Origin of the sequence: Streptomyces sp. NPDC050988 (assembly GCF_044456225.1) — a bacterium.
In the GTDB taxonomy this organism is placed as follows: domain Bacteria; phylum Actinomycetota; class Actinomycetes; order Streptomycetales; family Streptomycetaceae; genus Streptomyces.
Genome location: NZ_JBITFQ010000008.1, coordinates 310,832 through 336,166, shown reverse-complemented (window position 1 = coordinate 336,166; position 25,335 = coordinate 310,832). Strand labels below are relative to the sequence as shown.

At 68.6% G+C, this 25,335-nt stretch carries 24 protein-coding genes and 2 tRNA genes; 21 read left to right on the top strand and 5 right to left on the bottom strand.

The genetic code is table 11. The features are described 5' to 3' along the window. The first annotated feature begins 6 nt into the window (after positions 1-6). The 7 genes from gnd (at position 7) to ACIBEI_RS20795 (ending at position 8,733) form a co-directional block, all read left to right on the top strand. Positions 7-888: a phosphogluconate dehydrogenase (NAD(+)-dependent, decarboxylating) gene (gene gnd, locus ACIBEI_RS20825; protein ID WP_398890792.1), complete on the top strand. Its 882-nt coding sequence runs from the start codon at positions 7-9 to the stop codon at positions 886-888. 93 nt (positions 889-981) lie between these two features. Then, positions 982-2,106 (top strand): DNA replication/repair protein RecF, encoded by a 1,125-nt coding sequence (gene recF / locus ACIBEI_RS20820; protein ID WP_398890790.1) that lies wholly within the window; start codon positions 982-984, stop codon positions 2,104-2,106. Next, on the top strand, positions 2,103-2,648 hold the full coding sequence (locus ACIBEI_RS20815) for a DUF721 domain-containing protein (protein WP_398890788.1): 546 nt from the start codon (positions 2,103-2,105) through the stop codon (positions 2,646-2,648). Before recF ends, ACIBEI_RS20815 begins: the two co-directional genes overlap by 4 nt. 286 nt (positions 2,649-2,934) lie before the next feature. Beyond that, positions 2,935-5,019 (top strand): DNA topoisomerase (ATP-hydrolyzing) subunit B, encoded by a 2,085-nt coding sequence (gyrB, locus tag ACIBEI_RS20810; protein ID WP_398890786.1) that lies wholly within the window; start codon positions 2,935-2,937, stop codon positions 5,017-5,019. Between the two features lie 42 nt (positions 5,020-5,061). Next, positions 5,062-7,647: a DNA gyrase subunit A gene (gene gyrA, locus ACIBEI_RS20805; protein WP_398890784.1), complete on the top strand. Its 2,586-nt coding sequence runs from the start codon at positions 5,062-5,064 to the stop codon at positions 7,645-7,647. An 18-nt stretch (positions 7,648-7,665) separates the two neighbouring features. Next, complete coding sequence (locus ACIBEI_RS20800) at positions 7,666-8,469, top strand: DUF3566 domain-containing protein (RefSeq protein WP_398890782.1); 804 nt, start codon at positions 7,666-7,668, stop codon at positions 8,467-8,469. A gap of 190 nt (positions 8,470-8,659) precedes the next feature. Further along, positions 8,660-8,733, top strand: a tRNA-Ile gene (locus tag ACIBEI_RS20795). Between the two features lie 179 nt (positions 8,734-8,912). Here ACIBEI_RS20795 and ACIBEI_RS20790 read toward each other — a convergent pair. Beyond that, the gene (locus ACIBEI_RS20790) at positions 8,913-9,254 is read right to left on the bottom strand and encodes a DUF6344 domain-containing protein (RefSeq protein WP_398890780.1); all 342 of its coding nucleotides are present in this window, start codon (positions 9,252-9,254) and stop codon (positions 8,913-8,915) included. Between the two features lie 326 nt (positions 9,255-9,580). Here ACIBEI_RS20790 and ACIBEI_RS20785 point away from each other — a divergent pair, with 326 nt between their 5' ends. After that, positions 9,581-9,709 carry a DLW-39 family protein gene (locus ACIBEI_RS20785; RefSeq protein ID WP_003999697.1) on the top strand — a complete coding sequence of 43 codons (129 nt, stop codon included), beginning with the start codon at positions 9,581-9,583 and terminating at the stop codon, positions 9,707-9,709. Between the two features lie 300 nt (positions 9,710-10,009). Further along, positions 10,010-11,458: a hypothetical protein gene (locus tag ACIBEI_RS20780; protein ID WP_398890778.1), complete on the top strand. Its 1,449-nt coding sequence runs from the start codon at positions 10,010-10,012 to the stop codon at positions 11,456-11,458. Positions 11,459-11,525: 67 nt separating this feature from the next. On the opposite strand, the gene ACIBEI_RS20775 is transcribed toward ACIBEI_RS20780, so the two are convergent. Both ACIBEI_RS20775 and ACIBEI_RS20770 read right to left on the bottom strand, forming a co-directional pair. After that, positions 11,526-13,298 (bottom strand): protein kinase, encoded by a 1,773-nt coding sequence (locus ACIBEI_RS20775; protein WP_398890776.1) that lies wholly within the window; start codon positions 13,296-13,298, stop codon positions 11,526-11,528. Between the two features lie 130 nt (positions 13,299-13,428). After that, complete coding sequence (locus ACIBEI_RS20770; RefSeq protein WP_055613072.1) at positions 13,429-13,980, bottom strand: hypothetical protein; 552 nt, start codon at positions 13,978-13,980, stop codon at positions 13,429-13,431. 182 nt (positions 13,981-14,162) lie between these two features. Here ACIBEI_RS20770 and ACIBEI_RS20765 point away from each other — a divergent pair. The 4 genes from ACIBEI_RS20765 (at position 14,163) to ACIBEI_RS20750 (ending at position 16,667) form a co-directional block, all read left to right on the top strand. Beyond that, positions 14,163-14,235 (top strand) — tRNA-Ala (locus ACIBEI_RS20765). A gap of 653 nt (positions 14,236-14,888) precedes the next feature. Further along, positions 14,889-15,047 (top strand): hypothetical protein, encoded by a 159-nt coding sequence (locus ACIBEI_RS20760; protein WP_398890774.1) that lies wholly within the window; start codon positions 14,889-14,891, stop codon positions 15,045-15,047. Next, positions 15,044-15,694, top strand: coding sequence for an RNA polymerase sigma factor (locus tag ACIBEI_RS20755; RefSeq protein ID WP_398890772.1), 651 nt, complete (start codon positions 15,044-15,046; stop codon positions 15,692-15,694). The genes ACIBEI_RS20760 and ACIBEI_RS20755 overlap by 4 nt, the downstream gene beginning before the upstream one ends. Then, complete coding sequence (locus ACIBEI_RS20750; RefSeq protein ID WP_398890770.1) at positions 15,678-16,667, top strand: hypothetical protein; 990 nt, start codon at positions 15,678-15,680, stop codon at positions 16,665-16,667. Before ACIBEI_RS20755 ends, ACIBEI_RS20750 begins: the two co-directional genes overlap by 17 nt. 199 nt (positions 16,668-16,866) lie before the next feature. Here ACIBEI_RS20750 and ACIBEI_RS20745 read toward each other — a convergent pair whose 3' ends face one another. Next, positions 16,867-17,580 carry a DUF5324 family protein gene (locus tag ACIBEI_RS20745; RefSeq protein ID WP_398890768.1) on the bottom strand — a complete coding sequence of 238 codons (714 nt, stop codon included), beginning with the start codon at positions 17,578-17,580 and terminating at the stop codon, positions 16,867-16,869. Between the two features lie 338 nt (positions 17,581-17,918). Between ACIBEI_RS20745 and ACIBEI_RS20740 the strand changes: the two genes are divergently transcribed. Both ACIBEI_RS20740 and ACIBEI_RS20735 read left to right on the top strand, forming a co-directional pair. Continuing rightward, positions 17,919-18,446: a peptidylprolyl isomerase gene (locus ACIBEI_RS20740; RefSeq protein ID WP_143641373.1), complete on the top strand. Its 528-nt coding sequence runs from the start codon at positions 17,919-17,921 to the stop codon at positions 18,444-18,446. A 143-nt stretch (positions 18,447-18,589) separates the two neighbouring features. Beyond that, complete coding sequence (locus ACIBEI_RS20735; protein ID WP_398890765.1) at positions 18,590-19,486, top strand: rhomboid family intramembrane serine protease; 897 nt, start codon at positions 18,590-18,592, stop codon at positions 19,484-19,486. A 439-nt stretch (positions 19,487-19,925) separates the two neighbouring features. On the opposite strand, the gene crgA is transcribed toward ACIBEI_RS20735, so the two are convergent. Beyond that, positions 19,926-20,180, bottom strand: coding sequence for a cell division protein CrgA (crgA, locus tag ACIBEI_RS20730; RefSeq protein WP_055613069.1), 255 nt, complete (start codon positions 20,178-20,180; stop codon positions 19,926-19,928). Between the two features lie 142 nt (positions 20,181-20,322). Here crgA and ACIBEI_RS20725 point away from each other — a divergent pair, with 142 nt between their 5' ends. The 6 genes from ACIBEI_RS20725 (at position 20,323) to ACIBEI_RS20700 (ending at position 25,244) form a co-directional block, all read left to right on the top strand. Continuing rightward, positions 20,323-21,102: a DUF881 domain-containing protein gene (locus ACIBEI_RS20725; RefSeq protein WP_398890763.1), complete on the top strand. Its 780-nt coding sequence runs from the start codon at positions 20,323-20,325 to the stop codon at positions 21,100-21,102. 62 nt (positions 21,103-21,164) lie between these two features. Further along, positions 21,165-21,872: a class E sortase gene (locus ACIBEI_RS20720; protein WP_398890761.1), complete on the top strand. Its 708-nt coding sequence runs from the start codon at positions 21,165-21,167 to the stop codon at positions 21,870-21,872. 16 nt (positions 21,873-21,888) lie between these two features. After that, positions 21,889-22,086, top strand: coding sequence for a hypothetical protein (locus tag ACIBEI_RS20715; RefSeq protein ID WP_186001365.1), 198 nt, complete (start codon positions 21,889-21,891; stop codon positions 22,084-22,086). Next, positions 22,083-22,721 (top strand): aminodeoxychorismate/anthranilate synthase component II, encoded by a 639-nt coding sequence (locus ACIBEI_RS20710; protein ID WP_398890759.1) that lies wholly within the window; start codon positions 22,083-22,085, stop codon positions 22,719-22,721. Before ACIBEI_RS20715 ends, ACIBEI_RS20710 begins: the two co-directional genes overlap by 4 nt. Before the next feature lie 437 nt (positions 22,722-23,158). After that, on the top strand, positions 23,159-24,370 hold the full coding sequence (locus ACIBEI_RS20705; protein ID WP_398890862.1) for a class E sortase: 1,212 nt from the start codon (positions 23,159-23,161) through the stop codon (positions 24,368-24,370). Between the two features lie 136 nt (positions 24,371-24,506). After that, positions 24,507-25,244: a class E sortase gene (locus ACIBEI_RS20700; RefSeq protein ID WP_398890757.1), complete on the top strand. Its 738-nt coding sequence runs from the start codon at positions 24,507-24,509 to the stop codon at positions 25,242-25,244. Positions 25,245-25,335 lie beyond the last annotated feature (91 nt).

Sequence of the window (25,335 nt, the reverse complement as noted above, 5' to 3'; positions counted from 1 at the left end):
AACCTGATGGAGCTCGGTCTCGTCGGCCTCGGCAAGATGGGCGGCAACATGCGCGAGCGCATTCGCCGCGCAGGCCACACCGTCATCGGATACGACCGCAATCCGGCCGTCGCCGATGTCCACAGCCTCGAGGAGCTTGTGGGCAAGCTCAAGGGTCCGCGTGTGGTGTGGGTGATGGTCCCGGCCGGTGCGGCGACCCAGTCGACGGTCGACGAACTCGCCGAGCTCCTGGAGCCCGGCGACGTCGTCGTGGACGGCGGCAACTCGCGCTGGACGGACGACGAGAAGCACGCCGGGGAGCTGGCGGCCAAGGGCATCGGCTTCGTCGACTGCGGCGTCTCGGGCGGCGTCTGGGGCCTGCAGAACGGCTATGCGCTGATGTACGGCGGCGACGCCGAGAACATCGCCAAGGTCCAGCCGGTCTTCGACGCCCTCAAGCCCGAGGGGGCGGCCGGCGTCGGCGCCGTCCACGCCGGCAAGGTGGGCGCGGGCCACTTCTCGAAGATGGTCCACAACGGCATCGAGTACGCGATGATGCAGGCCTACGCCGAGGGCTGGGAGCTCCTGGAGAAGGTCGACTCGGTCACCGACGTGCGCGAGGTCTTCCGCTCCTGGCAGGAGGGCACGGTCATCCGTTCCTGGCTGCTCGACCTCGCGGTCAACGCGCTGGACGAGGACGAGCACCTGGAGAAGCTGCGCGGTTACGCACAGGACTCCGGCGAGGGCCGGTGGACCGTGGAAGCCGCCATCGACCACGCGGTGCCGCTGCCCGCGATCACCGCGTCGCTGTTCGCGCGGTTCTCGTCCCGGCAGGACGACTCCCCGCAGATGAAGATGGTCGCGGCGCTGCGGAACCAGTTCGGCGGCCACGCGGTCGAGAAGAAGTGAACCCGCCGAAATGAATCCGTCGAGTAGCCGGAAAAAGTAATCCACAGGTCCGCACCGCGGATCCACAGCCCTGGGGGAGGTCGGCGAACGACCATGCACGTCACGCATCTGTCGCTGGTCGACTTCCGCTCGTACGCCCGGGTCGAGGTCCCGCTCGACCCGGGCGTCACCGCGTTCGTGGGGCCCAACGGACAGGGCAAGACCAATCTCGTCGAGGCGGTCGGCTATCTCGCCACCCTCGGCAGCCACCGCGTCTCGTCCGACGCGCCCCTCGTGCGGATGGGCGCCGACCGGGCGATCATCCGGGCCAACGTCCGGCAGGGCGAGCGTCAGCAGCTTGTGGAGCTGGAGCTGAACCCCGGCAAGGCCAACCGCGCCCGCATCAACAGGTCCTCGCAGGTCAGACCCCGTGACGTACTCGGCATCGTACGAACCGTGCTGTTCGCGCCCGAGGACCTCGCGCTGGTCAAGGGCGATCCGGGCGAGCGCCGGCGCTTCCTCGACGAGCTGATCACCGCGCGCTCCCCGCGCATGGCGGGTGTGCGCTCGGACTACGACCGCGTCCTGCGGCAGCGCAACACACTCCTGAAGTCGGCCGCACTGGCCCGTCGCCATGGCGGCCGCACGATGGACCTGTCCACGCTCGACGTGTGGGACCAGCACCTCGCGCGCGTGGGCGCCGAACTGCTCGCCCAGCGCCTCGACCTGGTCGCCGCGATCCAGCCACTGGCGGACAAGGCGTACGAGCAGCTGGCGCCTGGCGGCGGTCCCGTGGCCCTGGAGTACAAGCCCTCCTCGCCCGAGATCACCGGCCACGCGCGCGAGGAGCTGTACGAGCAGCTGATGGCCGCGATGGTCGAGACGCGGAAGTCGGAGATCGAGCGGGGCGTCACCCTGGTCGGACCGCATCGAGACGAACTACTGCTCAAACTTGGCGAGCTGCCCGCGAAGGGATATGCGTCACACGGCGAGTCCTGGTCGTACGCGCTGGCGCTGCGCCTGGCCTCGTACGACCTGTTGCGGGCCGAGGACAACGAACCGGTGCTGGTCCTCGACGACGTGTTCGCCGAGCTGGACACCCGTCGCCGCGAACGCCTCGCCGAGCTGGTCGCCCCGGGCGAGCAGGTGCTGGTGACGGCCGCGGTCGACGACGACGTACCGGGCGTACTGGCGGGGACGCGGTTCGCCGTGTCCGGGGGCACGGTGGAGCGCGTATGAGCGAGAACACACCGGAGCCGAAGCCCGAGCCGGCGAAGGGCCCCGAACCCTCCGGCGTCGACCTCGCGCGCGTGGCCCTGCGCGCCGCCAAGGAACAGGCACGCGCGCGTGGGGACGCGGCGCAGCAGAAGAAGCAGGCGCGGCGCGGCGGTCTGCGCTCGGGCGCGCGTGCCGACGGGCGCGACCCGATGGCGCTCGGCTCCGCCATCAACCGGCTGATCACCGAGCGCGGCTGGGAGGCCCCGGCCGCCGTCGGCGGTGTCATGGGCCGCTGGCCTGAGATCGTCGGCGACGACCTGGCCAACCACTGCGTACCGGAGAAGTACGACGAGGACGAGCGCGTGCTGATCGTGCGGTGCGACTCGACGGCCTGGGCGACCAACCTGCGGCTGCTCGCTCCGCAGCTGGTCGCACGCCTGAACGAGGACCTCGGGCACGGCACGGTGAGGCTGATCAAGGTGCTCGGCCCCAGTGGTCCCGTCCAGCGTTTCGGCCCCTTGCGCGCCCCTGGCAGCACGGGCCCCGGTGACACCTACGGGTGAGCCAGACCGGACGGTACGCCGTTCGTAGCGGGGGGTTGACACCTCGAAGCGCTGAGTGGCGCTCTGCGCCTCTTTGGGCCCGGGTCCGCATATGGGGAGTCGGTGGAGACCGGTTCAGGGCGGCACATGCGGACTCAGGTACCGGCAAACCCCCATCACTGTCGGCGCTACCGGTAGACTGGAGGCTAATCCCGCCCCACTTGTGGGACGCACCGAGCAACGCTGACTAAGGCTTACCAACGCAACACGCCGCAGCCGCTCCGGCCACCCGCCGGGAGCTTGGCTTGTGCTGTGCCAGAAAGGGCGCTTCGTGGCCGATTCCGGCAACCCCAACGAGAACATCCCGTCCATCGACGCCGGCGCGAACGGCGGGGCCACCACCTCGAACGGCGAGGTCACGGCCTCGTACGACGCCAGCGCCATCACCGTCCTCGAGGGTCTGGACGCGGTCCGCAAGCGACCCGGCATGTACATCGGCTCGACCGGTGAGCGTGGCCTGCATCACCTCGTGTACGAGGTGGTCGACAACTCCGTCGACGAGGCGCTGGCCGGGCACGCCGACACGATCGAGGTCACGATCCTCGCCGACGGCGGCGTCCGCGTCGTCGACAACGGCCGAGGCATCCCGGTGGGCATCGTCCCCTCCGAGGGCAAGCCCGCCGTGGAGGTCGTCCTGACCGTGCTGCACGCGGGCGGAAAGTTCGGTGGCGGCGGCTACGCGGTCTCCGGCGGTCTGCACGGCGTGGGCGTCTCCGTCGTGAACGCGCTGTCCACGAAGGTGGCCGTGGAGGTCAGGACCGACGGATACCGCTGGACGCAGGACTACAAGCTGGGCGTCCCGACCGCCCCGCTCGCCCAGCACGAGGTCATCGAGGAGACCGGCACCTCGGTCACCTTCTGGGCCGACGGGGACATCTTCGAGACCACCGACTACTCCTTCGAGACGCTCTCGCGGCGCTTCCAGGAGATGGCGTTCCTCAACAAGGGTTTGACCATCAAACTCACTGATGAGCGCGACTCGGCGAAGGCCACGGCGGGTGCCGACGAGGCCGGTGCGGACGAGATCCAAGAGGTCAAGACCGTCACGTACCACTACGAGGGCGGCATCGTCGACTTCGTGACGTACCTCAACTCCCGCAAGGGAGACGTGGTGCACCCCACCGTGATCGACATCGAGGCCGAGGACAAGGAGCGCATGCTCTCCCTCGAGGTCGCGATGCAGTGGAACAGCGGCTACAGCGAGGGCGTGTACTCCTTCGCCAACACCATCCACACGCACGAGGGCGGTACGCACGAAGAGGGCTTCAGGGCCGCTCTGACGGGTCTGATCAACCGGTACGCGCGCGACAAGAAGCTGCTGCGCGAGAAGGACGACAACCTCACGGGCGACGACATCCGCGAGGGTCTGACGGCGATCATCTCGATCAAGCTCGGGGAGCCGCAGTTCGAGGGCCAGACCAAGACCAAGCTGGGCAACACCGAGGCGAAGACCTTCGTCCAGAAGGTCGTCCACGAGCACATCAGCGACTGGCTGGACCGCAACCCGAACGAGGCCGCGGACATCATCCGCAAGTCCATCCAGGCGGCCACCGCGCGCGTGGCGGCCCGCAAGGCCCGTGACCTCACCCGTCGCAAGGGGCTCCTGGAGACGGCGTCCCTGCCCGGCAAGCTGAGCGACTGCCAGTCGAACGACCCCACCAAGTGCGAGATCTTCATCGTCGAGGGTGACTCCGCCGGCGGCTCGGCCAAGTCCGGCCGGAACCCGGAGTACCAGGCGATCCTCCCGATCCGGGGAAAGATCCTCAACGTCGAGAAGGCGCGGATCGACAAGATCCTGCAGAACCAGGAGATCCAGGCACTGATCTCCGCCTTCGGCACCGGAGTCCACGAGGACTTCGACATCGCGAAGCTCCGCTATCACAAGATCATCCTGATGGCGGACGCCGATGTCGACGGCCAGCACATCAACACCCTGCTGCTGACCTTCCTGTTCCGCTTCATGCGGCCGCTGGTCGAGGCCGGGCACGTGTTCCTGTCGCGCCCGCCGCTCTACAAGATCAAGTGGGGCCGGGACGACTTCGAGTACGCGTACTCGGACCGCGAGCGCGACGCCCTGATCGAGCTCGGCCGCCAGGCGGGCAAGCGCATCAGGGAGGACTCGATCCAGCGCTTCAAGGGTCTCGGTGAGATGAACGCCGAGGAGCTGCGCATCACGACCATGGACCAGGAGCACCGCGTCCTCGGTCAGGTCACGCTCGACGACGCGGCCCAGGCCGACGACCTGTTCTCGGTCCTGATGGGCGAGGACGTCGAGGCGCGCCGCGCGTTCATCCAGCGCAATGCCAAGGACGTCCGCTTCCTCGACATCTGAGTCGGTCTCAGCTGACCGCGCCAGAAAGGATCTTCACCAGCAATGACCGACGAGAACCTTCCGATCACCCCTGAAGAGGGCGAGATCGCCCTGCGCGTCGAGCCCGTCGGGCTCGAGACCGAGATGCAGCGCTCGTACCTCGACTACGCGATGTCCGTCATCGTGTCGCGCGCGCTGCCCGACGTACGGGACGGCCTCAAGCCCGTCCACCGACGCGTCCTGTACGCCATGTACGACGGCGGCTACCGGCCCGAGAAGGGCTTCTACAAGTGCGCCCGCGTCGTCGGCGACGTCATGGGCACCTACCACCCGCACGGCGACTCCTCGATCTACGACGCGCTGGTCCGCCTCGCGCAGCCGTGGTCGATGCGGATGCCGCTCGTGGACTCCAACGGCAACTTCGGCTCTCCCGGCAACGACCCGGCCGCCGCCATGCGGTACACCGAGTGCAAGCTGAAGCCGCTGTCCATGGAGATGGTCCGCGACATCGACGAGGAGACCGTCGACTTCACGGACAACTACGACGGCCGCAACCAGGAGCCGACGGTTCTGCCGGCGCGCTTCCCGAACCTGCTGATCAACGGCTCGGCGGGCATCGCGGTCGGCATGGCGACCAACATCCCGCCGCACAACCTGCGCGAGGTCGCGTCCGGCGCCCAGTGGTACCTGGAGAACCCGGAGGCCTCGCACGAGGAGCTTCTGGACGCCCTGATCGAGCGCATCAAGGGCCCCGATTTCCCGAGCGGCGCCCTTGTGGTGGGCCGCAAGGGCATCGAGGAGGCGTACCGCACGGGCCGTGGCTCCATCACGATGCGCGCGGTCGTCGACGTCGAGGAGATCCAGAACCGCCAGTGCCTGGTGGTCACCGAACTCCCCTACCAGGTCAACCCCGACAACCTCGCGCAGAAGATCGCCGACCTGGTGAAGGACGGCAAGGTCGGCGGCATCGCGGACGTCCGCGACGAGACGTCGTCCCGCACGGGCCAGCGCCTCGTCATCGTCCTGAAGCGGGACGCGGTCGCCAAGGTCGTCCTGAACAACCTCTACAAGCACACCGACCTGCAGACGAACTTCGGCGCGAACATGCTGGCGCTGGTGGACGGCGTACCGAGGACCCTGTCCCTGGACGCGTTCATCCGGCACTGGGTGACGCACCAGGTCGAGGTCATCGTCCGGCGTACGCGCTTCAGGCTGCGCAAGGCCGAGGAGCGCGCGCACATCCTGCGTGGCCTCCTGAAGGCCCTGGACGCTATCGACGAGGTCATCGCGCTGATCCGGCGCAGTGACACCGTGGAGATCGCGCGAGAGGGCCTCATGGGCCTCCTGGAGATCGACGAGATCCAGGCCAACGCGATCCTCGAGATGCAGCTGCGCCGGCTGGCCGCTCTGGAGCGTCAGAAGATCGTCTCCGAGCACGACGAACTCCAGGCGAAGATCCGCGAGTACAACGAGATCCTGGCCTCGCCCGTGCGTCAGCGCGGCATCATCAGCGAGGAACTGGCCGCGATCGTCGAGAAGTTCGGCGACGACCGCCGGTCCAAGCTGGTCCCCTTCGACGGCGACATGTCCATGGAGGACCTGATCGCCGAAGAGGACATCGTCGTCACCATCTCGCGCGGCGGCTACGTCAAGCGCACCAAGACGGACGACTACCGCTCCCAGAAGCGCGGCGGCAAGGGCGTACGCGGCACGAAGCTCAAGGAAGACGACATCGTCGACCACTTCTTCGTGTCGACGACGCACCACTGGCTGCTGTTCTTCACCAACAAGGGCCGCGTCTACCGCGCGAAGGCGTACGAACTCCCGGACGCCGGACGTGACGCGCGTGGACAGCACGTCGCCAACCTCCTGGCATTCCAGCCGGACGAGGCGATCGCCGAGATCCTCGCGATCCGCGACTACGAGGCGGCGCCCTATCTGGTGCTGGCCACGAAGGGCGGACTTGTGAAGAAGACGCCCCTGAAGGATTACGATTCACCGCGTTCGGGCGGCGTCATCGCGATCAACCTCCGTGAAACAGAGGACGGTTCCGACGACGAACTGATCGGTGCCGAACTCGTTTCGGCAGAGGATGATCTGCTTCTGATCAGCAGGAAGGCCCAATCGATCAGGTTCACGGCGACGGATGACGCGTTGCGTCCCATGGGCCGTGCGACCTCGGGTGTGAAGGGCATGAGCTTCCGCGAGGGAGACCAGCTGCTCTCGATGAATGTTGTTCGACCCGGTACGTTCGTGTTCACTGCCACAGACGGTGGGTACGCGAAGCGGACCGCTGTTGACGAGTACCGCGTCCAGGGTCGCGGTGGCCTGGGTATCAAGGCCGCCAAGATCGTCGAGGACCGTGGCTCGCTCGTCGGCGCGCTGGTGGTCGAGGGGACCGACGAGATCCTCGCCATCACGCTGTCGGGCGGTGTGATTCGTACGCGAGTCAACGAGGTCAGGGAGACGGGCCGTGACACCATGGGCGTCCAACTGATCAACCTGGGCAAGCGCGATGCCGTCGTCGGTATCGCTCGAAACGCCGAGGCCGGTCGCGAGGCCGAGGAAGTCGACGGCGCGGTCGACGACTCGGACGAGGTCGAAACGGTCGCCGGTACGGACGAGGGCGAGCCGTCCTCGGACGAGTAGCGCGAGGAGTGAGTCATCGTGAGCGGAGCCACGGGCGCCGGTTCGACCGGTACGGAAAAGGACGGCGGCCGTGGCCCCGCCACTGAGTCGACCGACTCCCATGACTCTCATGGATCCCAGGGGGGAACTGTGACGGACACCAGAGGCCCGCAGACGCCGCAGTACGCGGCGGGCGCGGCCCCAGGCTCGCCGGTGCCTCCGGGCCCGGCGCCTTCTCCGGGGCAGGGACCAGCCCCGGGCCCGGCGGCTCCGGTGGGGGGCCACACGCCGCCTCCCGTGGGCCAGCCTGCTCCCGTGGGCGCGGCGCCGCCGCCTCCGGGATCGCCGCTGCCGGGGGAACGGCAGCCGCAGCAGACCGCTCAGCCGTACCACCCGCCGCAGGCGTACCCGGCACAGCAGGCGGCCGCCGGCGCTGTCCGCAGGCCGCGCACCGGCGCCCGTACGACGCCGCGCACGCGCAAGGCGCGGCTGCGGGTGGCCAAGGCCGACCCGTGGTCGGTGATGAAGGTCAGCTTCCTGCTCTCCATCGCGCTCGGCATCTGCACGATCGTCGCGGCCGCGGTCCTGTGGATGGTCATGGACGCCATGGGCGTCTTCTCCACGGTGGGCGGCACGATCTCCGAGGCCACCGGCTCGAACGAGTCCAACGGCTTCGACCTTCAGTCCTTCCTGTCGCTGCCGCGTGTGCTCATCTTCACGTCGATCATCGCGGTCATCGACGTCGTCCTTGCCACCGCGCTCGCCACCCTCGGAGCGTTCATCTACAACCTCTCCGCGGGCTTCGTCGGCGGTATCGAGCTGACGCTCGCCGAAGACGAGTAAAACGTTGTCGTAACCGCTTCCTGCTTGGAGCGCATCCCTTGTCGGGGATGCGCTCTCACGCTGCCCGGGGATGCGCTGCCAGGCTGTCCGGGCAGGCTGGAGCGGGGCTCGGATACCGATTTTGGGACTGACCCCGTCGTGCGCTAATCTTCAGAGGTCAGCGCGCGGGACATACACCGCAGAGCGCGGCGGGGCTATAGCTCAGTTGGTTAGAGCGCATCCCTGATAAGGATGAGGCCACAGGTTCAAATCCTGTTAGCCCCACACTGCGAAGACCCCCAACCAGTCCTGGTTGGGGGTCTTGTCGTGTGCCCGGTGTGTACGCAAGTTCGCCCCGGACGTGAGGTGTGCAAGAGGTATTCGAGGAGACGTGAACGACGTCTACGTAGAGGCCGAATTACGTGAAGAGGGTCTACGTAGGGGCCTGTTCGTCGGTGCTCGGCCTACGTCCGGTCGGTGCAGGGAGCGGCGGAGTCCGCCGCGGGCTCCTCCTCGTCGGAGGTCTCGTCCGTGTCCGCCGGCGCGCGGTGGCGGCAGCTCGGCGAGGAGCCGTGGGCCTCGGCGCGGATGCGTTGCTTCATGGTGGGGGGCAGGGAACGGGCGTACGCCCATGCCCAGGCGGCCGTCGCCGGGAGCGTCACGGTCGCGGTGCTGTTGCGCGGGCTCGCCGGCTGCTGTACCGGTGTGGCCGCGCTCGCCGTCGTGACGAGTCCGAGCGTCGTGCACAGTGCGATGAAGGCGGTGATGACCGCGGTCCACAGCTTCATGACCCTGATCTTGGCCATGGCCCCTCACTTTCGGGTTGGGCGATTTGCGTACTTTCCTCATGATGTGTATGGCGGCCGTGAAGTGGTGGACCCGCACCCGTGGCGCGTCGATCTTCCGATGAACACCACCCGGATGGACCCAAGAATCCAGAAAAGCGATGAAGAGAAGTAAAAGTCACTGTGTGTGGTGACTTCTCACGTTGCGAAAGGAGCGCCGTCGTCCGGTTCTACTGCTGTGTGCCGTGCGGGAGTTGGCGGCCGACGCAGGTCACCGATCGGTATCGGCCGGTGTGTATAGTCGGGCGGCAGAAGTCCCCTACGCCAAGGAAAGACGAGGTCGCGCGGTGAAGAAGCTTCTCCTGGTCGCACTGGCCGCCATCGGCGGGCTCCTCGTGTACCGCCAGATCCAGGCGGATCGCGCCGAGCAGGATCTGTGGACGGAGGCGACCGACTCCGTGCCCACGGGTTCGTGAGTATCGACGACAGCCTTAGTACAGACCCCGGCCGCCTCGCGGTCGGGGTTTTGTGTTGCCGGAGCGGGGTCGGGGGCAGGGCCGGGACAGCGCGTTGTGGACGTCAGGCGTTGTGGACGTCAGGCGTCGAGGACGTCACAGGAAGCGCTTGCGTGGCTGAACAAGGGGTGGCGCGGCGGCCGGAGGGGCAGGATGGTCGAGGCTTCACGGACGTCCGGGACAGCGTCGGGACAGCGCCGACACCGGTCCGCGGACGCGCGGTGAGTGACGATCCGGTGCTACGGCGAGGGGTGGCGCGTGATGGGGCGGCGCACGGGACGGTGGCGCGGCCGTACGGTCCTGGCCGGGGCGGCGGCGCTCTTCGCGGCCGTGTCCTCGGCGGGACCGGCGACGGCGGCCGGCACTCCCCCTCCGTACCGCTTCGCCGCCGGCGCCGAGCGGATCGAGGGCGCGACGACGGCCAAGGATGCCGTACGGCTGACGCCCGGCACGATCTACCGGAGCACCCTCCGCGACAAGGGGAAGCTCTACTACGGGCTGCGGCTCGACGCCGTGTCCACCGACTATGTGTCGGTCACCGCCGTCCCCAAGGCGGGCACGAAGGCCGTGTACTCGGACGGCATCAAGGTGTCCATGCAGGACCCCGACGGCCACAAGTGCTTTTCCGGGGACGCCGGTGCCGCACGGTTCGGGCCCACCGAGACCCCGCGGCCGATCACCGCATGGGCCTCGCGCAGGGCCGGCCCCGGCACGTACACCTGCAAGAGCGCGGGGGCGTACTCCGTGCTCGTCGAGCGCATCGGCGGAGCCGGGTCCTCGCCGGACGACTGGGAGCTGGAGCTTCGGTACGTGTCGGAGCCCGCGCTGAAGAAGACCGCTTCGACGACCGCCCCCGAAGTGTGGGACTCCGCGTCCCCGCAAGCGGTCGACGGCCTTGCCAGGACTCGTAGGGGCGGTACGAGCTTCAACGAGGCGCGTTCCCTGGAACAGGGCGTCTGGAAGGACGAGATCCAGGCCGGGCAGACGCTCTTCTACCGCGTTCCCGTCGACTGGGGGCAACAGCTCTACGCCACAGCCGAACTGGGCTCGGCGAGCGGCGACGGGTTCCTGGGCAACGCCCTCGGCCTGTCGCTCTACAACCCGGTGCGCGCCTTCGTGGACGACGCGGGCACCGGATACGACGGCAGGGCGAAGTCGGCCGCGCTGGAGCCGCTGCCCCCGGTCGCCTACGAGAACCGGTACGACGTCGACGACCAGGTGAGCGGAATGCGGTTCGCGGGCTGGTACTACCTGGCCGTGAACCTCGGTGCGGAGATGGCGGGCAAGTTCGGCGACGGGCCGTTCGACCTGACCCTGCGCGTGCGGGTGAGCGGTACGGCCGGGGCACCGGCGGTGTACGACGGAACCGCCGTGCCGCCCGACGTGTTCGACGTGACCGCGGGGGACAGGGCCGAGGCGTCGAACGGCGCCGCTGCGGCCGGTGACGGGGGACCGGACGGGAACACCGCGATGAAGGCGGTGGCCGTGGGCGGGATCGGCGCGGGGACCGTGCTGGTGCTGGGGCTCGTCGTGTGGACCGTGGTCGCACGGAGGCGGGCGGTGGCGGTCGGAGCGGCGTTGTCCGGAGCGGGGGCGCCCGGAGGCGGGGGTCCAGGAGGCGGGGGTCCCGGAGAGGGGTCGGTGCCTGTGCCGTACGTCGAGGGTTCGGACGCGCGGTCGCGGGAGTACGGGCCGCCGCGAGCCTGGTAGCCGGCGTGGTCCACGTAGTCCGCGGGTGGCTCCTGGTCTGGCCGCCACGGGTGCTTCCCGGTCCGGCTCAGATCTGCGTCAGTGCCCAGAACCCGACCGCGAAGCAGGCCAGCGCGAGCATGAGCACCGGAACCGCCACCATCGCGGGCGGCCCGGGCCGCCGCTGCGCCCGCCTCGCGCGATGCCGCGCAACGGGCTGCGGCTGAGGTGGAACCCGAACGTCTTGAGCGGTGTATGAAGCAGTAGAGGCGAATTCGTACGGCTGGGGCGGCGACGCAGGGGTCGTGGCCGAGGAGTGAGCGGCCGAGGGGTGCGGAGTCCGGGGGGAGAGCACATGAGTGGGTTCGTACGGCAACGACGGGGAGTACGCGGGGTTCGGGAGCGCGAGCGACGTGGGGGGAGTGGAGGGCTGCTCGGGCTGGGGATGCGCCTTTCCCTGTGGGTGGGGCTGTGGCTGAGAGTGGGGCCCTGGCTGGTGGGGCTGTACGGGAGAGGTGGTGGTCCGGGGCGGAGGCGGGGGCGGCAGGGGGAAGTCTCCGGTGTCCGGCACCGCGGGGGACTGCGGGGGGACGGGCGCGGTCGAGGGCGGTGGTGGTACGTCGCCGGGAATCGGACGGGACGGTACGGCGCCGGTGTAGGGGTGGGGAGGAACAGCGTCTGCGGGAGGCATCGGCGGGACGGCACCCGTGCGCGTCTGGGGCCAGGCCGTATCTGTGTGGGCATCCGGAGACACGCCACCGGGGTGTGCCTCGGGAGACGTTCTCGGCTGGGGGGACACGGTGCCTGCGGGGGCCTCGGACGGAGCGGTGCTCCCGGATGGCGGCGCCGCACGGCCCTCCGTGGCTGTCCGAGCACCCGGAGGCGCGGCACCGGACTGCTGCGACGGTGTCGAGGCGCTCGGGCCGTGCCGCTGAGGCGCGGTGTCGTGAGCCTGGGCGCCCGCGGACGCGGTAGTGGTCGTCAGAGGGCCCTGCGGGCCGAACTCGGCCGGAAGCGGGCCGAGTTGGTCGAAGATCTCGATCAGCTCGTCGTCGGGGCCGGGCTCGGGGAGGAGTTCCCTGGCCGCGGCGAGCGCCTTGCGCGCCCCCGTGGCGGTGCGGAACCGCGCCTGTGGGTCCGGTTGGAGCAGAGAGGCCACGATCTGCCACAGCGGCTCGGGGATCCCCTTCGGGGCGCCCGGTGTGCCGTGGGTCGTGAAGTGGTCGACCAGCGCCTTGGCATCGGGCTTGGCGCCCTCCAGGAGATAGAGGGCGACCAGGCCCACGGCGAAGAGGTCGGCGGGGAAGTCGGGTTCCGAGCCGAGCAGCTGCTCGGGCGCGAAGTAACCGGGCGTCCCCACCACGTAGTTGGTCTCCGTCAGGCGGGGCTCGCCCAGCCGCATCGAGATGCCGAAGTCGGACAGGCGCAGCCGCGGACGGCCTGTTCCGGTCGCCTCGAGGAGGATGTTGGCGGGCTTGATGTCACGGTGCACGACTCCCTCCGCGTGCACCGCGGCGAGCCCCGCCAGCAGCTGGTCGAGCAGGGTGCAGACGAACGCCGGCGGCAGGGGACCGTAGTCGCCGATCAGGTGGACCAGCGAACCGCCACCGACGAGGTCCATGGTGAACAGGACCTTGTCGTCGTCGGCTGCCCAGCTGGCGGGCGCGAGCACATTGGGGTGGTCGATCCGCAGTGCCTGCTCCCGCACGAAGCGCAGCAGCGAGTGCGCGTCGCTCTGCTGGAGCACCTTGGCGGCCACATACCGGCGTCGCCGGTGGTCCCAGGCGCGCCAGACCGCACCGACTCCCCCGCGTCCGATCGGGTCGACCAGTTCGTACCGGCCGGCGAAGACCTCACCCATGGTCGTGCGTCGCTCCCCCTTCGGCGGTCGGTACGGCGGCCCTTCCGAGGTGCCCGGCTGCCTGGCCTCCGGTGACCGGCAGGCCCAACAGGACTGCGGCTACCGGGTGTTCGGCGGCCGGGCGATGTGCTCAGCTCTGGTGGGACTGGTAGTGGGCGACCGCGTCCGAGGTGCGGCCGGCTCCGTACACCCGGAGGAACTCTGCCAGTTCCGGGTGGGTCGGGGCGAGAGTGTCGGCCGCCTCGATGATGTCCCCCGCGGCAGCGACCGAACGCAGCAGTGACTGGATCTCGCGCACCACACGCTTCACCGTGGGTGCACCCCCCGAACTGGTCGTCGACTGCGTGGTGTTGCTGAGCACCGAGCCCCCTTGCGACTTCTTGATCTCGTCCATGCGCTCGGTGGCCTCGGCAGCGCTCACACTGCCGTCCGCCACCTGTCCCGCGAGGTCTTGCAGCAGTTGTACGCGCTGAACCACCGCGGGGTTCCCGATCTTGGCGCGCTGGCCGCTCATCAGCTGCGACAGCATGGGCGCCGACAGGCCGAGTACTCCGGCGAGGCGGGCCTGATTGAGCCCCAGGTCATCTATGAGCCTACGGAAGAGCGCCCCCAACGGCTCTCCGTACCAGTTCCGCTGCAGCTCCCGGGCTCTTGCGGTTGCTTCCTGCTGTGCGGCGTCCATTCGCGTCTCCCCATCGCTTCCCCAAGTACCGTGGTTCGCTGTAGCGAACCACGTCGAGCATCTTACGGAGAGTGGTCGTTCGCGGGGACCCCCAATCTTTTTGCGGGATACCCGGGGTGACCCGGTACTCTGGTCTGCGGCGCTGCTCAGAAGGGGATCCTTCAGTCAGATGCCTCCCTTACGGGGCCTTAGCTCAGTTGGTAGAGCGCTGTCTTTGCATGGCAGATGTCAGGGGTTCGACTCCCCTAGGCTCCACACGAAGAACCCCCTTTGACCAGCTTATTCGCAGGTCAGAGGGGGTTTTCTCGTGCCGTGGGGCGCGTCGGCAGGGAGGCGTGGATCCGTTTCCCGGGGGACTCCTGGAGTGTCTTGGCCGTCCTGCGGTGGCGTCGTGGGCGCCGCCTGACACAGTCCGTTGAATCTTTCGGTATCGCGTCCTTCAGAGGCGGTTCCGCGCTGCGGTGGGCTCGTCAACGGGTGTGCGGTGGCTGGGAATTGCCCGCCCGCCCTGTGGTGACGTGACCTCGTCAAGCTCGCTGGTCCTGCCCTCCTTGAGGGCCGGAGCGCCACAGGGGGTGTGCGCGGTGACGTGTGTCACAAGGTGAGGGTCGCGATGTTTGCGATTGTTTGCGCAAAGAGATGCCCGGTTCGAGGGTGCCGCGGTCGCTGTGCAGGTGGCCGAGGTGGCGTGAGGGTGGCGCGCAGAAGTCGTGAAGGCTTGCGTGAGCTGCTGTGAACGAAGAATCGTAATCAGAACACTGCGCTCCGTTAAGAAAGTCTGTGCGGGTGTTGCACACCTGGCCCGTTGCAAACGTCATCGTGAACGGAGGGCGTAAAAGAGGCGCCCTCCCGAGGCCGCCAGAAACGCCACGAGGCCTCGCCTTCTGTAAGGAGAGGCAAAACCGCACGTGAATCTGGACGTTGCCGACGATGTGATCCTGGCGGTGCTCGCCCTGCGGGTGTTCGGCCGTGACGTGCTCGGTCTGCTGCGCCGCGTGGCCGCGGCCGGAGTTCGGGCCGGCATCAGCGAGATGCGGCGCGAGGGCGGTACGGAGGGACAGACGTGAGCCAGGAACTTCCCCGAACCGCGACCGGCGCCCGGCCGATGCGGAAACTGCCGCTGGATTTCGAGGCATTCCACCGGATGTACCGGCCGATCTACGTCCACTGGGCGGAGATCCGGCTGGGCAGCAGGGCCGATGCCGAGGAGGCCGTCGACACGGCCTTCGAGAAGTTACTCAGGGCCTGGTCCACAGTCCTGACCAAGGAGAACCCGACGGCGTACGCCTGGCGCGTGCTCAGGCACACCACCATCGACTTCTCCAGGGCCCGGGACCGCCGTCCCGCCCTCATCGGCGAGGCCGCCTTCGAGACGGTGGCGCTCAGCCAGGCGGTCGACCCCATAGGCCAGTTCGAGGAGAGCCTCAGCCTCTACGAGGCGATCGGACAGCTGCCGCCGCGTCAGATGGACGTCATGCTCCTGCAGTTCGGCCAGGGGTTCACCGTGGAGGAGGTGGCGGCCGCACTCGGGATCACCCCGGCCGGCGTACGCTCCACCGTCCGGCACGCAAGGCGACGGCTGGAGCACGCGTACGGGGTCAAGAGGCGACTTGAGGCCACGCGGTGTGAGAGTGCCGCACCGGGCGAGGGCGGATGCGAGGGCGCCGCGCTGAGCGAGAGCGAAGAAGGGCATGCCGATGACATCGCACATTGACGAGCTGCTCGCCCGCGCCAGGCTGCGCCGCGAGCCCTACACCCGGGCCGACATCGACGCGGCCCTCGCCCGCCTGGCCGCCCGAGCGGCTGTTCGGCGGGACACATCCGAGGAACCCCGCTGCCCCCCGCCTCATACCCGCAACGCCTGCGGGTCGGCAGGCGCAGACGCGGCAGACGCAGACCCGTGCGACACAGATCCGTGCGACGCAGACGCGGTCGGCGAGCGCGTCCTCGGCAAGAACTCGGGTGCGAGGGGGGCAGCCGACGAGACCCCGGCCGACGAACACTCCCCGGACAGCGGACAGGCCCGCGAGGGATCGAGGCTCGAAAGCTCCGCCGCCGACGATCTCCAGACCCTCTGCGAGACCGTGATCACCCACACCGGAGCCCTCGCCGACCTCCGGATCTTTCTTGCCCGGGCGCTGCCCGAACCGTCCGGGGCCCGCGTTCTGGGGTGCATGCTGCAGCTCTCCGAGCGCGAGGAGTCCGCCCGATTCTGGTGGCAGTACGCCGCCGGGGCCGGCGACCCCGCCGCCAGTTACTGCCTCTATCTGCACCACCGGGCCCTGGGTGAGCACGGAGCAGCCGACTGGTGGCACACCCAGCACACCCAGACCGACGCCGTGGCCGACACAGAGACCGGACCCGAGGTCGAGATCACTACCACGCTGCGCATCCTCCGCGCGCTCAAGCCGGACGACTCGCCCGTGCCCGAACCGGTCAACGCCGTCCTGCACTACGTGCCCGCGGCCGTCGCCTATGTGGACGACGACCTGGACCTTCCCCTCCCCGACCCCGACTTCACCGACCGCGTCAGGGCACTCACGGCACTCACGGCCACGTCCTCCGCCTCTTCGACTCCAGCCGCACGGGTGGGCGGCGGTACGGCGGAAGCCCCCCGCCGCACCCGCAAGCGCAAGCCTCTGCCGGAACGCAGGCGCCCGCGCCGCACCGCGACCGGCTCCACGTAGAGCCCAGTTCCACGACAGGCCAGTTTTCGCAGCAGGCCGGTTTCACGACAGGCCGGTTTCACGTGAAACGGGACCGGGCTGGTTCCACGTGAAACGGGGTTGGTTCCACGTGAAACATCGTGGGGGCAGGAGACATCAGGCCTCCTGCCCCCACGATGTGAAGTCGTACGGCGTGATGTCCTACGGCCGTACGGCTGCGTCAGCCGCGGTCCTTGTGCTCCGCGGCCTCCGCCTCGGCCTGCTTGGCCTGGACCTCGGGGTCGAGCTCGTCCTGAGCGTTGCTGTCGACCGAGGTCAGGTGGCCGCCCTCCGGGACCTCCGTGGCGGCGGGCGGTTCGACCAGCCAGTCGGGGTTGGCCTGCTTGTCCCACCACTTCCAGGCGGCGAAGGCACCACCGGCCAGGATGCCGAGCACGGCGAGACCCTTGGCGAGGCGGCCGACCCTGGCCCGCCGCTCCTGCTTACGGACCAGCTTCTCCACCTGCTTGGCCGAGACTTGACCGCGCAGCGCCGCCAGCGCCGCCACACTGCGGGACGTGGCCTCGTCGCGGACGGGGCCGGCCGCGACCCTGGCCTGCTCGATCCTCGGCCGGGAGTAGTCCGCCGCCTGCCGCGCGGCCTTGCGGGTGCGGACAGCTGCCTCGTGGGCGGCCTGGTCGACCTTCGGCGGCACATGTGTCCGCGCCTGCTCCAGACGCGGGGCGAGATGGGCGTCGTACTGTGTGCGTGCCTGTTCAGCGGCCTGGAGCGCGGCGGCCGACACCTTCGGCGCGAGCCTGACGCGTGCTTCGTGCGCATACTGCGTGGCGCGGTCCCTGGTCGTGTCGGCGTAGGGCGCCACCACTTCCGCGGCGTGCCGCACGCTGTCCTTCGCCGACTCGGCCGCTGCGCGCACGCTGTCCTTGCGGGTCACGGGATCCTCCTCCTCGGTGGCGTACTTAGGGGCTTGGGGCCATCCCCCAGCAAGTCACAGTTCACCTTTCCACCCTTATCCGGATCATGCCTGCCGGAGAGCTCCGGGGCATGCGAGGTCGGGCATCCGGGTCATGAGAGACGACTCCGGGCGTACTCGGGGCAATAACTGATCAATACGGTGCAACGGGAGCTTGCCACGACAATGTCACGGATCCCTGGACTGCGCGCCGCTTTGGTGCGAAGCGGTTGAAGCGGCTCGGAGCGGCGGTGACGCAAGACGAGGGGCGCGGTCCGTGCGAGGATCGGGGAGTCACAAAGGACAACGGAAGGCAGATCGTGGCTGAGCAGCTTTACGCCACCCTGAAGACCAATCACGGCGACATCGAAGTGCGGCTCCTGCCGAACCACGCGCCCAAGACGGTCCGGAACTTCGTCGAACTCGCCAAGGGCGAGCGTGAGTGGACCAACCCGGCCACGGGTGCGAAGTCCACGGACAAGCTCTACGACGGCACGGTCTTCCACCGGGTGATCAGCGGATTCATGATTCAGGGCGGTGACCCGCTGGGCAACGGCACCGGCGGTCCCGGCTACGAGTTCGAGGACGAGTTCCACCCCGACCTCGGCTTCGACAAGCCGTACCTGCTGGCCATGGCGAACGCCGGCCCGGGCACCAACGGCTCCCAGTTCTTCATCACCGTCTCCCCGACGGCCTGGCTGACCCGCAAGCACACCATCTTCGGTGAGGTGAGCGACGGGGCCAGCCAGAAGGTCGTGGACGCCATCGCCTCCGCGCAGACCAACCCGCGCACCGACCGCCCGGTCAGCGACGTGGTCATCGAGTCGGTCGTCATCGAGACCCGCTGAACCGAGGGTCCCGGAGGGAATCGAGGCCCTCGGAGGAAACCGAGAGAGGTCTCCCGGAGGGAACCAAACGCCCCGCCCATCCGTAAGGATGAGCGGGGCGGTGCGTTGCGTACCAAATGCGTACAGAGGATGAGGGGATCCCGATGGACCAGGCGCCAGGCAGCCCGCAGGAACCACAGGGTGCCGCGAGCCTGCCCACCTGCTACCGGCACCCGGACCGGGAGACCGGCGTCCGCTGCACGCGCTGCGAGCGCCCCATCTGCCCCGAGTGCATGATCAGCGCCTCGGTCGGCTTCCAGTGCCCGGAATGCGTGCGGAACGGCTCCGGCACGGGCCATGCCCCCAACGCCGCCCAGCCCCGCACCCTCGCCGGCGGCACGGTCACCTCGGATCCCCGGCTGATCACCAAGATCCTCGTCGGGCTCAATCTCGCCGCCTTCCTGGTCCAGCAATCCGTGGGCGAACGCTTCACCGACAGCTTCGACCTCATCGGCCGGGCCTTCGTGCCGATCCTCGGAAGCGTCGAGGGCGTCGCCGAGGGGCAGTGGTACCGGATGGTCACGGCGATGTTCCTGCACGGCAGCTACATCCACATCGCCTTCAACATGCTCAGCCTGTGGTGGATCGGCGGCCCTCTGGAGCAGGCCCTCGGCCGTGCCCGCTTTATCGCCCTGTACGCGGTGTCCGGCCTCGCCGGCAGCGCGCTCACGTATCTGATCGCCGAGCCGAACCAGCCGTCGCTCGGCGCTTCCGGCGCGATCTTCGGCCTGTTCGGCGCGACCGCCATCCTCATGCGGCGGCTCAACTACGACATGCGCCCGGTGATCGCCCTCCTGGTGATCAACCTGATCTTCACCTTCGGGTGGAGCAACATCGCCTGGGAGGCCCACATCGGCGGCCTCGTCGGCGGTGTGGTGATCGGCTACGCCATGGTGCACGCGCCCCGCGAGCGGCGGGCCCTGATCCAGTACGGCGTGTGCGCGCTGGTGCTGATCGCGGTTGTGGTCATGACACTGGTGCGGACCGGCCAGCTCACCTGAGCCGAGCCGCCTGGTCCGGAGTAGCCGAGCCACCGGGGTCCGCAGAGCCGAGCCGCCGGGCCCACCCGAGCCGAAGAGCCCGGCCTGCCTGAGCCGAATCGCTCCGCCCGTCCGAAAGTCAAGCCCGACCCGCCCGAGAATCCCGTGCGAGCTCACGTTGTCCACAGACCGTGGCGGATCTTGTGCATGCTGTGCAGGAACAAGTGTGCCCCCTGTCCCTGACCTGGGTTTCCCCAGGCGGGACAGGGGGCGAACGCACTTGCGGATACCGGTAGGTCAGTCACACCGGCGTCAACACCGGATGGGTTATCCACAGATCTTCAGACCTATCCACACTGTGGAAACCCTTGTGGATAACTCAGTGGACAACTTGGGCCACGGCTTGCGGACACAGGCTCGTAGAAGCCCTGGTACAGGCTCCCGACACCTTATGGCCGCGTTACTTCCACTGCGTGGAAACGCCGAATCCCGCCGCGATGAAGCCGAAGCCCACCACGATGTTCCAGTTGCCCAACGCGTCGATCGGCAGCGACCCGTCCGTCACGTAGAACACGACGATCCAGGCGAGGCCGATGAGGAACATGGCCAGCATGACCGGGGCGACCCAGGCACGGCTGTTCAGCTTGATGTTGGTCGCCTGCTTCGCCGGGGGTGGCGTGTAGTCGGCCTTCTTGCGGATACGTGACTTCGGCACGAGGGTCTCTCCTGTCGATGCGCTGCGTGGCCGCGCAGGGAACGTGGGCTGGCTCCGGGGCAGCGTACAAGGGGACTCTTAGCGCTCCCCCGGGCGTCCGTTAGCGTAGTGCTTCCGCGGCGCCGAAGGAGATAAGGGTACGTTGAGCAATTCTGCCGACTCTCCCCAGCCAGGATCCAGCCCTGGCGCAATCCGGCGTTTCCGGCCGGTGCGGGTGCTGACCGTGGCCGTGTTCGCCCTGGCCGGGCTGATCTTCTTCACCAGCTTCAACACGGCCAAGGGCACCAATATCCGTACGGACGCCTCGCTGCTGAAGCTCTCCGACCTGATTCAGGAGCGCAGCCACAAGAACGGGCAGCTCGACGAGAGCAACGGATCGCTGCGTGAGGACGTCGAGACGCTCGCCGAACGGGACAACGGCAGTACGAAGGCGGAGGAGGCCAAGCTCGCCGCCCTGGAGAAGAACGCGGGCACCCAGAAGCTCAAGGGCGAGGCCCTCACGGTCACCCTCAACGACGCGCCCCCCAACGCCACCGCCAAGCTCCCCGGCTACCCCGAGCCGCAGCCCGACTACCTGGTCATCCACCAGCAGGACCTCCAGGCCGTGGTGAACGCCCTGTGGCAGGGCGGCGCCAAGGGCATCAAGGTCATGGACCAGCGGCTGATCTCCACCTCCGCCGTCCGCTGCGTGGGAAACACCCTGATCCTCCAGGGCCGCGTCTACTCGCCCCCGTACAAGATCCAGGCCGTCGGTGACCCGGAGAAGCTCCAGAAGGCCCTCTCGGCGTCCAAGGCGATCCAGAACTACATGGTGTACGTCAACGTCTACGGGCTCGGCTGGAAAGTCGACGAGGACGGGACCGTGACTCTTCCCGGCTACTCGGGCACAGTGGATCTCCACTACGCGAAGCCTGTGGAGTAGCAGCCCGTGGGGTAAGAGCCCATGGAGTAGTGGAGCCGCTGCCGCTGGGGGACCTTGTGTCGGTGCGAGTGGTCGTCAGGACGTTCAGCGAGCTGTGCATCACCGTAGGCACCGTGATCGTGCTCTTCGTGGTGTACGTGCTGTTCTGGACGGGTGTGAAGGCCGACACCGCGATGGACGACCAGATCGCGCAGCTCCAGGAGCAGTGGGCGAAGGGTTCCGTGGCGGCCGGGCCCAAGGAGCCGAGTTCCACGGGAACGGGCGCACCCGGCACGAGCCCCGACGAGCCGGCCCCGTACAAGGACGGCAAGCCCTTCGCTGTGATGTACATCCCGCGGCTTGGTTTCACGTGGAACAAGCCCGTGCTCGAAGGCACGAGGACAGGCACCCTCAAGAAGGGGCTCGGCCACTACGCGAGCACCGCCCAGCTCGGACAGCCGGGGAACTTCGCCGTCGCCGGCCACCGGCGCACGTATGGGGACCCGTTCAAGGATTTCCCCAGGCTGCGGCCGGGTGACTCCGTGGTGCTGACCGACGGGACGACCTGGTTCACGTATCGCATCGACACGAAGCCGCACAAAACATTGCCCAGTGACATAGCGGTCATTGACCCCGTACCGAAGAAGTCGGGGTACACGCGTGCGGGCCGGTATCTGACGCTGACGACCTGCGAGCCGGAATGGGGCCACAGCCACCGGCTGATCGTCTGGGCACATCTTGACTCGACCCAGCCTGTAGAGGCTGGGAAACCGGAGGCCCTACGCCGTTAGTCTGGTCCGGTACGGCGTGAGTCTGGTGCCGTGGCGCGACGGAAGGGACGGCATGTACGGCTTTATCTGGCGGCATCTGCCGGGGAACACGTGGATCAAGGCACTGATCTCTCTGGTGCTGGTCCTCGCGGCGGTCTACGTGCTCTTCCAGTACGTCTTCCCGTGGGCCGAACCGCTGCTGCCCTTCAACGATGTGACGGTGGACAACCAGTGAGCGCGCGGATTCTCGTCGTCGACAACTACGACAGCTTCGTCTTCAACCTGGTCCAGTACCTCTACCAGCTCGGCGCCGAGTGCGAGGTCCTGCGCAACGACGAGGTGTCGGCGCTGCACGCACAGGACGGCTTCGACGGCGTACTGCTGTCGCCCGGCCCCGGCACGCCCGAAGAGGCCGGAGTCTGCGTCGACATGGTCCGGCACTGCGCCGAGACCGGCGTCCCCGTCTTCGGGGTCTGCCTCGGGATGCAGTCGATGCAGGTGGCGTACGGCGGCGTGGTGGACCGCGCGCCCGAGCTGCTGCATGGCAAGACGTCGCTCGTCGAGCACGAGGGCAGGGGGGTGTTCGCGGGGCTTCCGTCGCCCTTCACCGCCACCCGCTACCACTCGCTGGCCGCCGAGCCGAAGACCGTCCCTGTCGAGCTGGAGGTCACGGCCCGTACGCACGACGGAATCATCATGGGGCTCAGGCACCGTGAACTCCTGGTCGAGGGTGTGCAGTTCCACCCCGAGTCCGTGCTGACCGAGCACGGTCACCGCATGCTGGCCAACTGGCTGGTGGAGTGCGGAGACCAGGGAGCCGTCGCCAGATCGGTCGGGCTCGCCCCGGTGGTGGGCAGGGCCACGGCGTGACCGCCCTGCGCCCCGAGCGCGACAGTGCCGCCCCGTACGGCGAGGACGCCGTGTACGGGGGCGCTGAGGTGTTTGAGGCGCCGGGCGCCTTCGAGGGGGCGGCGGCCTTCGAGCCGTCCCGTGACTTCGGGGCACCGAATGCCGATGCCCGGCCAAGCGGTGATGCCCGGCCGGGCGGTGCGATGCGGGCCGCCGTCGACGGGCTCGCCGACCCGCTCAGCGACCCTCTGCCGGGGCAGCGGCCGCCCGCGGCGCCCGAACAGGAGTGGTACGACCCCCAGAACCCCCAGAACCCCCAGGGCTATTCGCAGGACTGGAGCGTCGGGCAGACCGCCTCCTCGTACGCGGACCCGGTGCGCCGCGCGCACACGGACCCCACGCACGGGTACGCCGAACCGGGGCAGCCGCCGTCGTATGCCGGTCCGCAGCCGCAGCAGCTGTACGAGCCCCAGAGGTCGTACGAGCCGCAACCCCCGTACGGGGCGGAGCAGCGACCGTCCTATGGAGGGGCGCCGCAGACGTCGTACGACGGGGCATACGCCCAGCCCGACCCGCTGGGTCCGACGAGCCAGCCGAATCAGCCGAATCAATCGAATCAGCCGAACTCGACGGGCCCCCTGAGCGCTACCGGCCCGATGAGCCCGGCGGGTTCCCAGGCTCCGGCGTACTCCGCGCCGTACGAGCAGCCGCCCCTCGTCGACGACGAGACGGTCGGGCTGCGTATAGCCGATGTCGAGTCCATATCGGGGATCCCGACGCCCCGATCCGCTGAGCGCGCCGTACCGCCCGCAGGGGCCGGCGGCGGCGCTGGGGTGCCGGGCGGGGGCCGTGCGGCCCGTCGCAAGGCCTCCAGGCGCCATGGGCGGCACGGTGGGGCCGGTGGGGCACAGGAGGGGCAGGAGGCCCAGGAGAGCGGGGCGGCGTCCGGAGCGCCTCTCTCCCGCATGGAGGCACGGCGTGCGGCGCGGGCGCGGAAGCCGGGCGCGGCCGTGATGGCCAGCCGGGCGATCGGCGAGGTGTTCATCACCACCGGCGTACTGATGCTGCTGTTCGTGACGTACCAGCTGTGGTGGACGAACGTCCGGGCGCACGCCCAGGCGGGCAACGAGGCGAGCAGCCTCCAGGACGACTGGGCCAACGGCAAGCGGAACCCGGGGGTGTTCGAGCCGGGCCAGGGCTTCGCCCTCCTGCACATCCCCAAGCTCGATGTGGTCGTGCCGATAGCCGAGGGCACCGACAAGAAGCGGGTGCTGGACCGCGGCATGGTCGGCCACTACGCCGAGGAGGGCGTGAAGACGGCGATGCCGGACGCCAAGACGGGCAACTTCGGTCTTGCCGGGCATCGCAACACCCATGGCGAACCGTTCCGCTACATCAACCGCCTGAAGCCGGGCGACCCGATCGTCGTGGAGACGCAGGACAAGTACTTCGTGTACAAGATGGCGTCGATCCTGCCGGTGACACCGCCGAGCAACACGTCCGTGCTGGACGCGATCCCCAAGGCGGGGGGCTTCACCAAGGCGGGCCGCTACATCACTCTCACCACCTGCACCCCAGAATTCACCAGCAAGTACCGGATGATCGTCTGGGGCACGATGGTCGAGGAACGATCACGGGACAAGGGCAAGCCGGACGCTCTCGTCGACTGAGACACCGGGGCGACCGGCTACCGCACGCTTCACGACATCCCGAGCTTCACAACGTCCCAAGCTTCATCCTGAGCGTCAGAACATCCCGAGCTTCACGACATTCAAAGATTCCTGAGAGACCAGACGGGGCAACGCAGTGGCAGCGACGACCGACCACGAAGAGCACACGGACGCCCGGGCGTCCTCGCCCGCGCCGCGGCGCCGCGGCGGCCGGATCGCGGCGGCCGTCAGCGTCTTCGGTGAACTCCTCATCACGGCGGGTCTGATCCTCGGCCTGTTCGTCGCCTATTCGCTGTGGTGGACGAACGTCGTCGCGGACCGTGAGGCCGACAAGCAGGGCGACAAGGTGCGCGACCACTGGGCGGAGGACCGCGGCCCGGTCGGTCTGGACACCAAGGACGGCATCGGCTTCCTGCACGTCCCGGCGATGAGCAACGGCGAGGTGCTGGTCAAGAAGGGCACCTCCACGAAGTCCCTCAACAACGGCATCGCCGGCTACTACACCGACCCCGTCAAGTCGGCCCTCCCGCAGGACAAGAAGGGCAACTTCTCGCTGGCCGCCCACCGCGACGGCCACGGCGCCAAGTTCCACAACATCGACAAGCTCAAGAAGGGCGACGCGATCGTCTTCGAGACCAAGGACGACTGGTACGTCTACAAGGTCTACGCGACCCTTCCCGAGACGTCGAAGTTCAACGTCAAGGTCCTCGCGCCCGTCCCCAGGGAATCGGGCAGGAACAAGGCGGGCCGCTACATCACGCTCACGACCTGCACGCCCGTCTACACGTCCCGCTACCGGTACGTCGTGTGGGGCGAGCTGGACCGCGTGGAGAAGGTCAACGACGAGCGGACGCCGCCGCCGGAGCTGCGCTGAGCGCTCCGCGGGACGCGGTGATGACCCGGGCCGCCTGTTGGCCGGTCGCACCCGCGCGGCAGAGCCGCTCCCGGTAGGGACACGGCCCCGC

Bases quoted from the DNA above. Each gene is read 5' to 3' on its own strand.
- gnd (WP_398890792.1), top strand. From the start codon at position 7: ATGGAGCTCGGTCTCGTCGGCCTCGGCAAGATGGGCGGCAACATGCGC.
- recF (WP_398890790.1), top strand. From the start codon at position 982: ATGCACGTCACGCATCTGTCGCTGGTCGACTTCCGCTCGTACGCCCGG.
- ACIBEI_RS20815 (WP_398890788.1), top strand. From the start codon at position 2,103: ATGAGCGAGAACACACCGGAGCCGAAGCCCGAGCCGGCGAAGGGCCCC.
- gyrA (WP_398890784.1), top strand. From the start codon at position 5,062: ATGACCGACGAGAACCTTCCGATCACCCCTGAAGAGGGCGAGATCGCC.
- ACIBEI_RS20790 (WP_398890780.1), bottom strand. From the start codon at position 9,254: ATGGCCAAGATCAGGGTCATGAAGCTGTGGACCGCGGTCATCACCGCC.
- ACIBEI_RS20780 (WP_398890778.1), top strand. From the start codon at position 10,010: ATGGGGCGGCGCACGGGACGGTGGCGCGGCCGTACGGTCCTGGCCGGG.
- ACIBEI_RS20775 (WP_398890776.1), bottom strand. From the start codon at position 13,298: ATGGGTGAGGTCTTCGCCGGCCGGTACGAACTGGTCGACCCGATCGGA.
- ACIBEI_RS20770 (WP_055613072.1), bottom strand. From the start codon at position 13,980: ATGGACGCCGCACAGCAGGAAGCAACCGCAAGAGCCCGGGAGCTGCAG.
- ACIBEI_RS20750 (WP_398890770.1), top strand. From the start codon at position 15,678: ATGACATCGCACATTGACGAGCTGCTCGCCCGCGCCAGGCTGCGCCGC.
- ACIBEI_RS20735 (WP_398890765.1), top strand. From the start codon at position 18,590: ATGGACCAGGCGCCAGGCAGCCCGCAGGAACCACAGGGTGCCGCGAGC.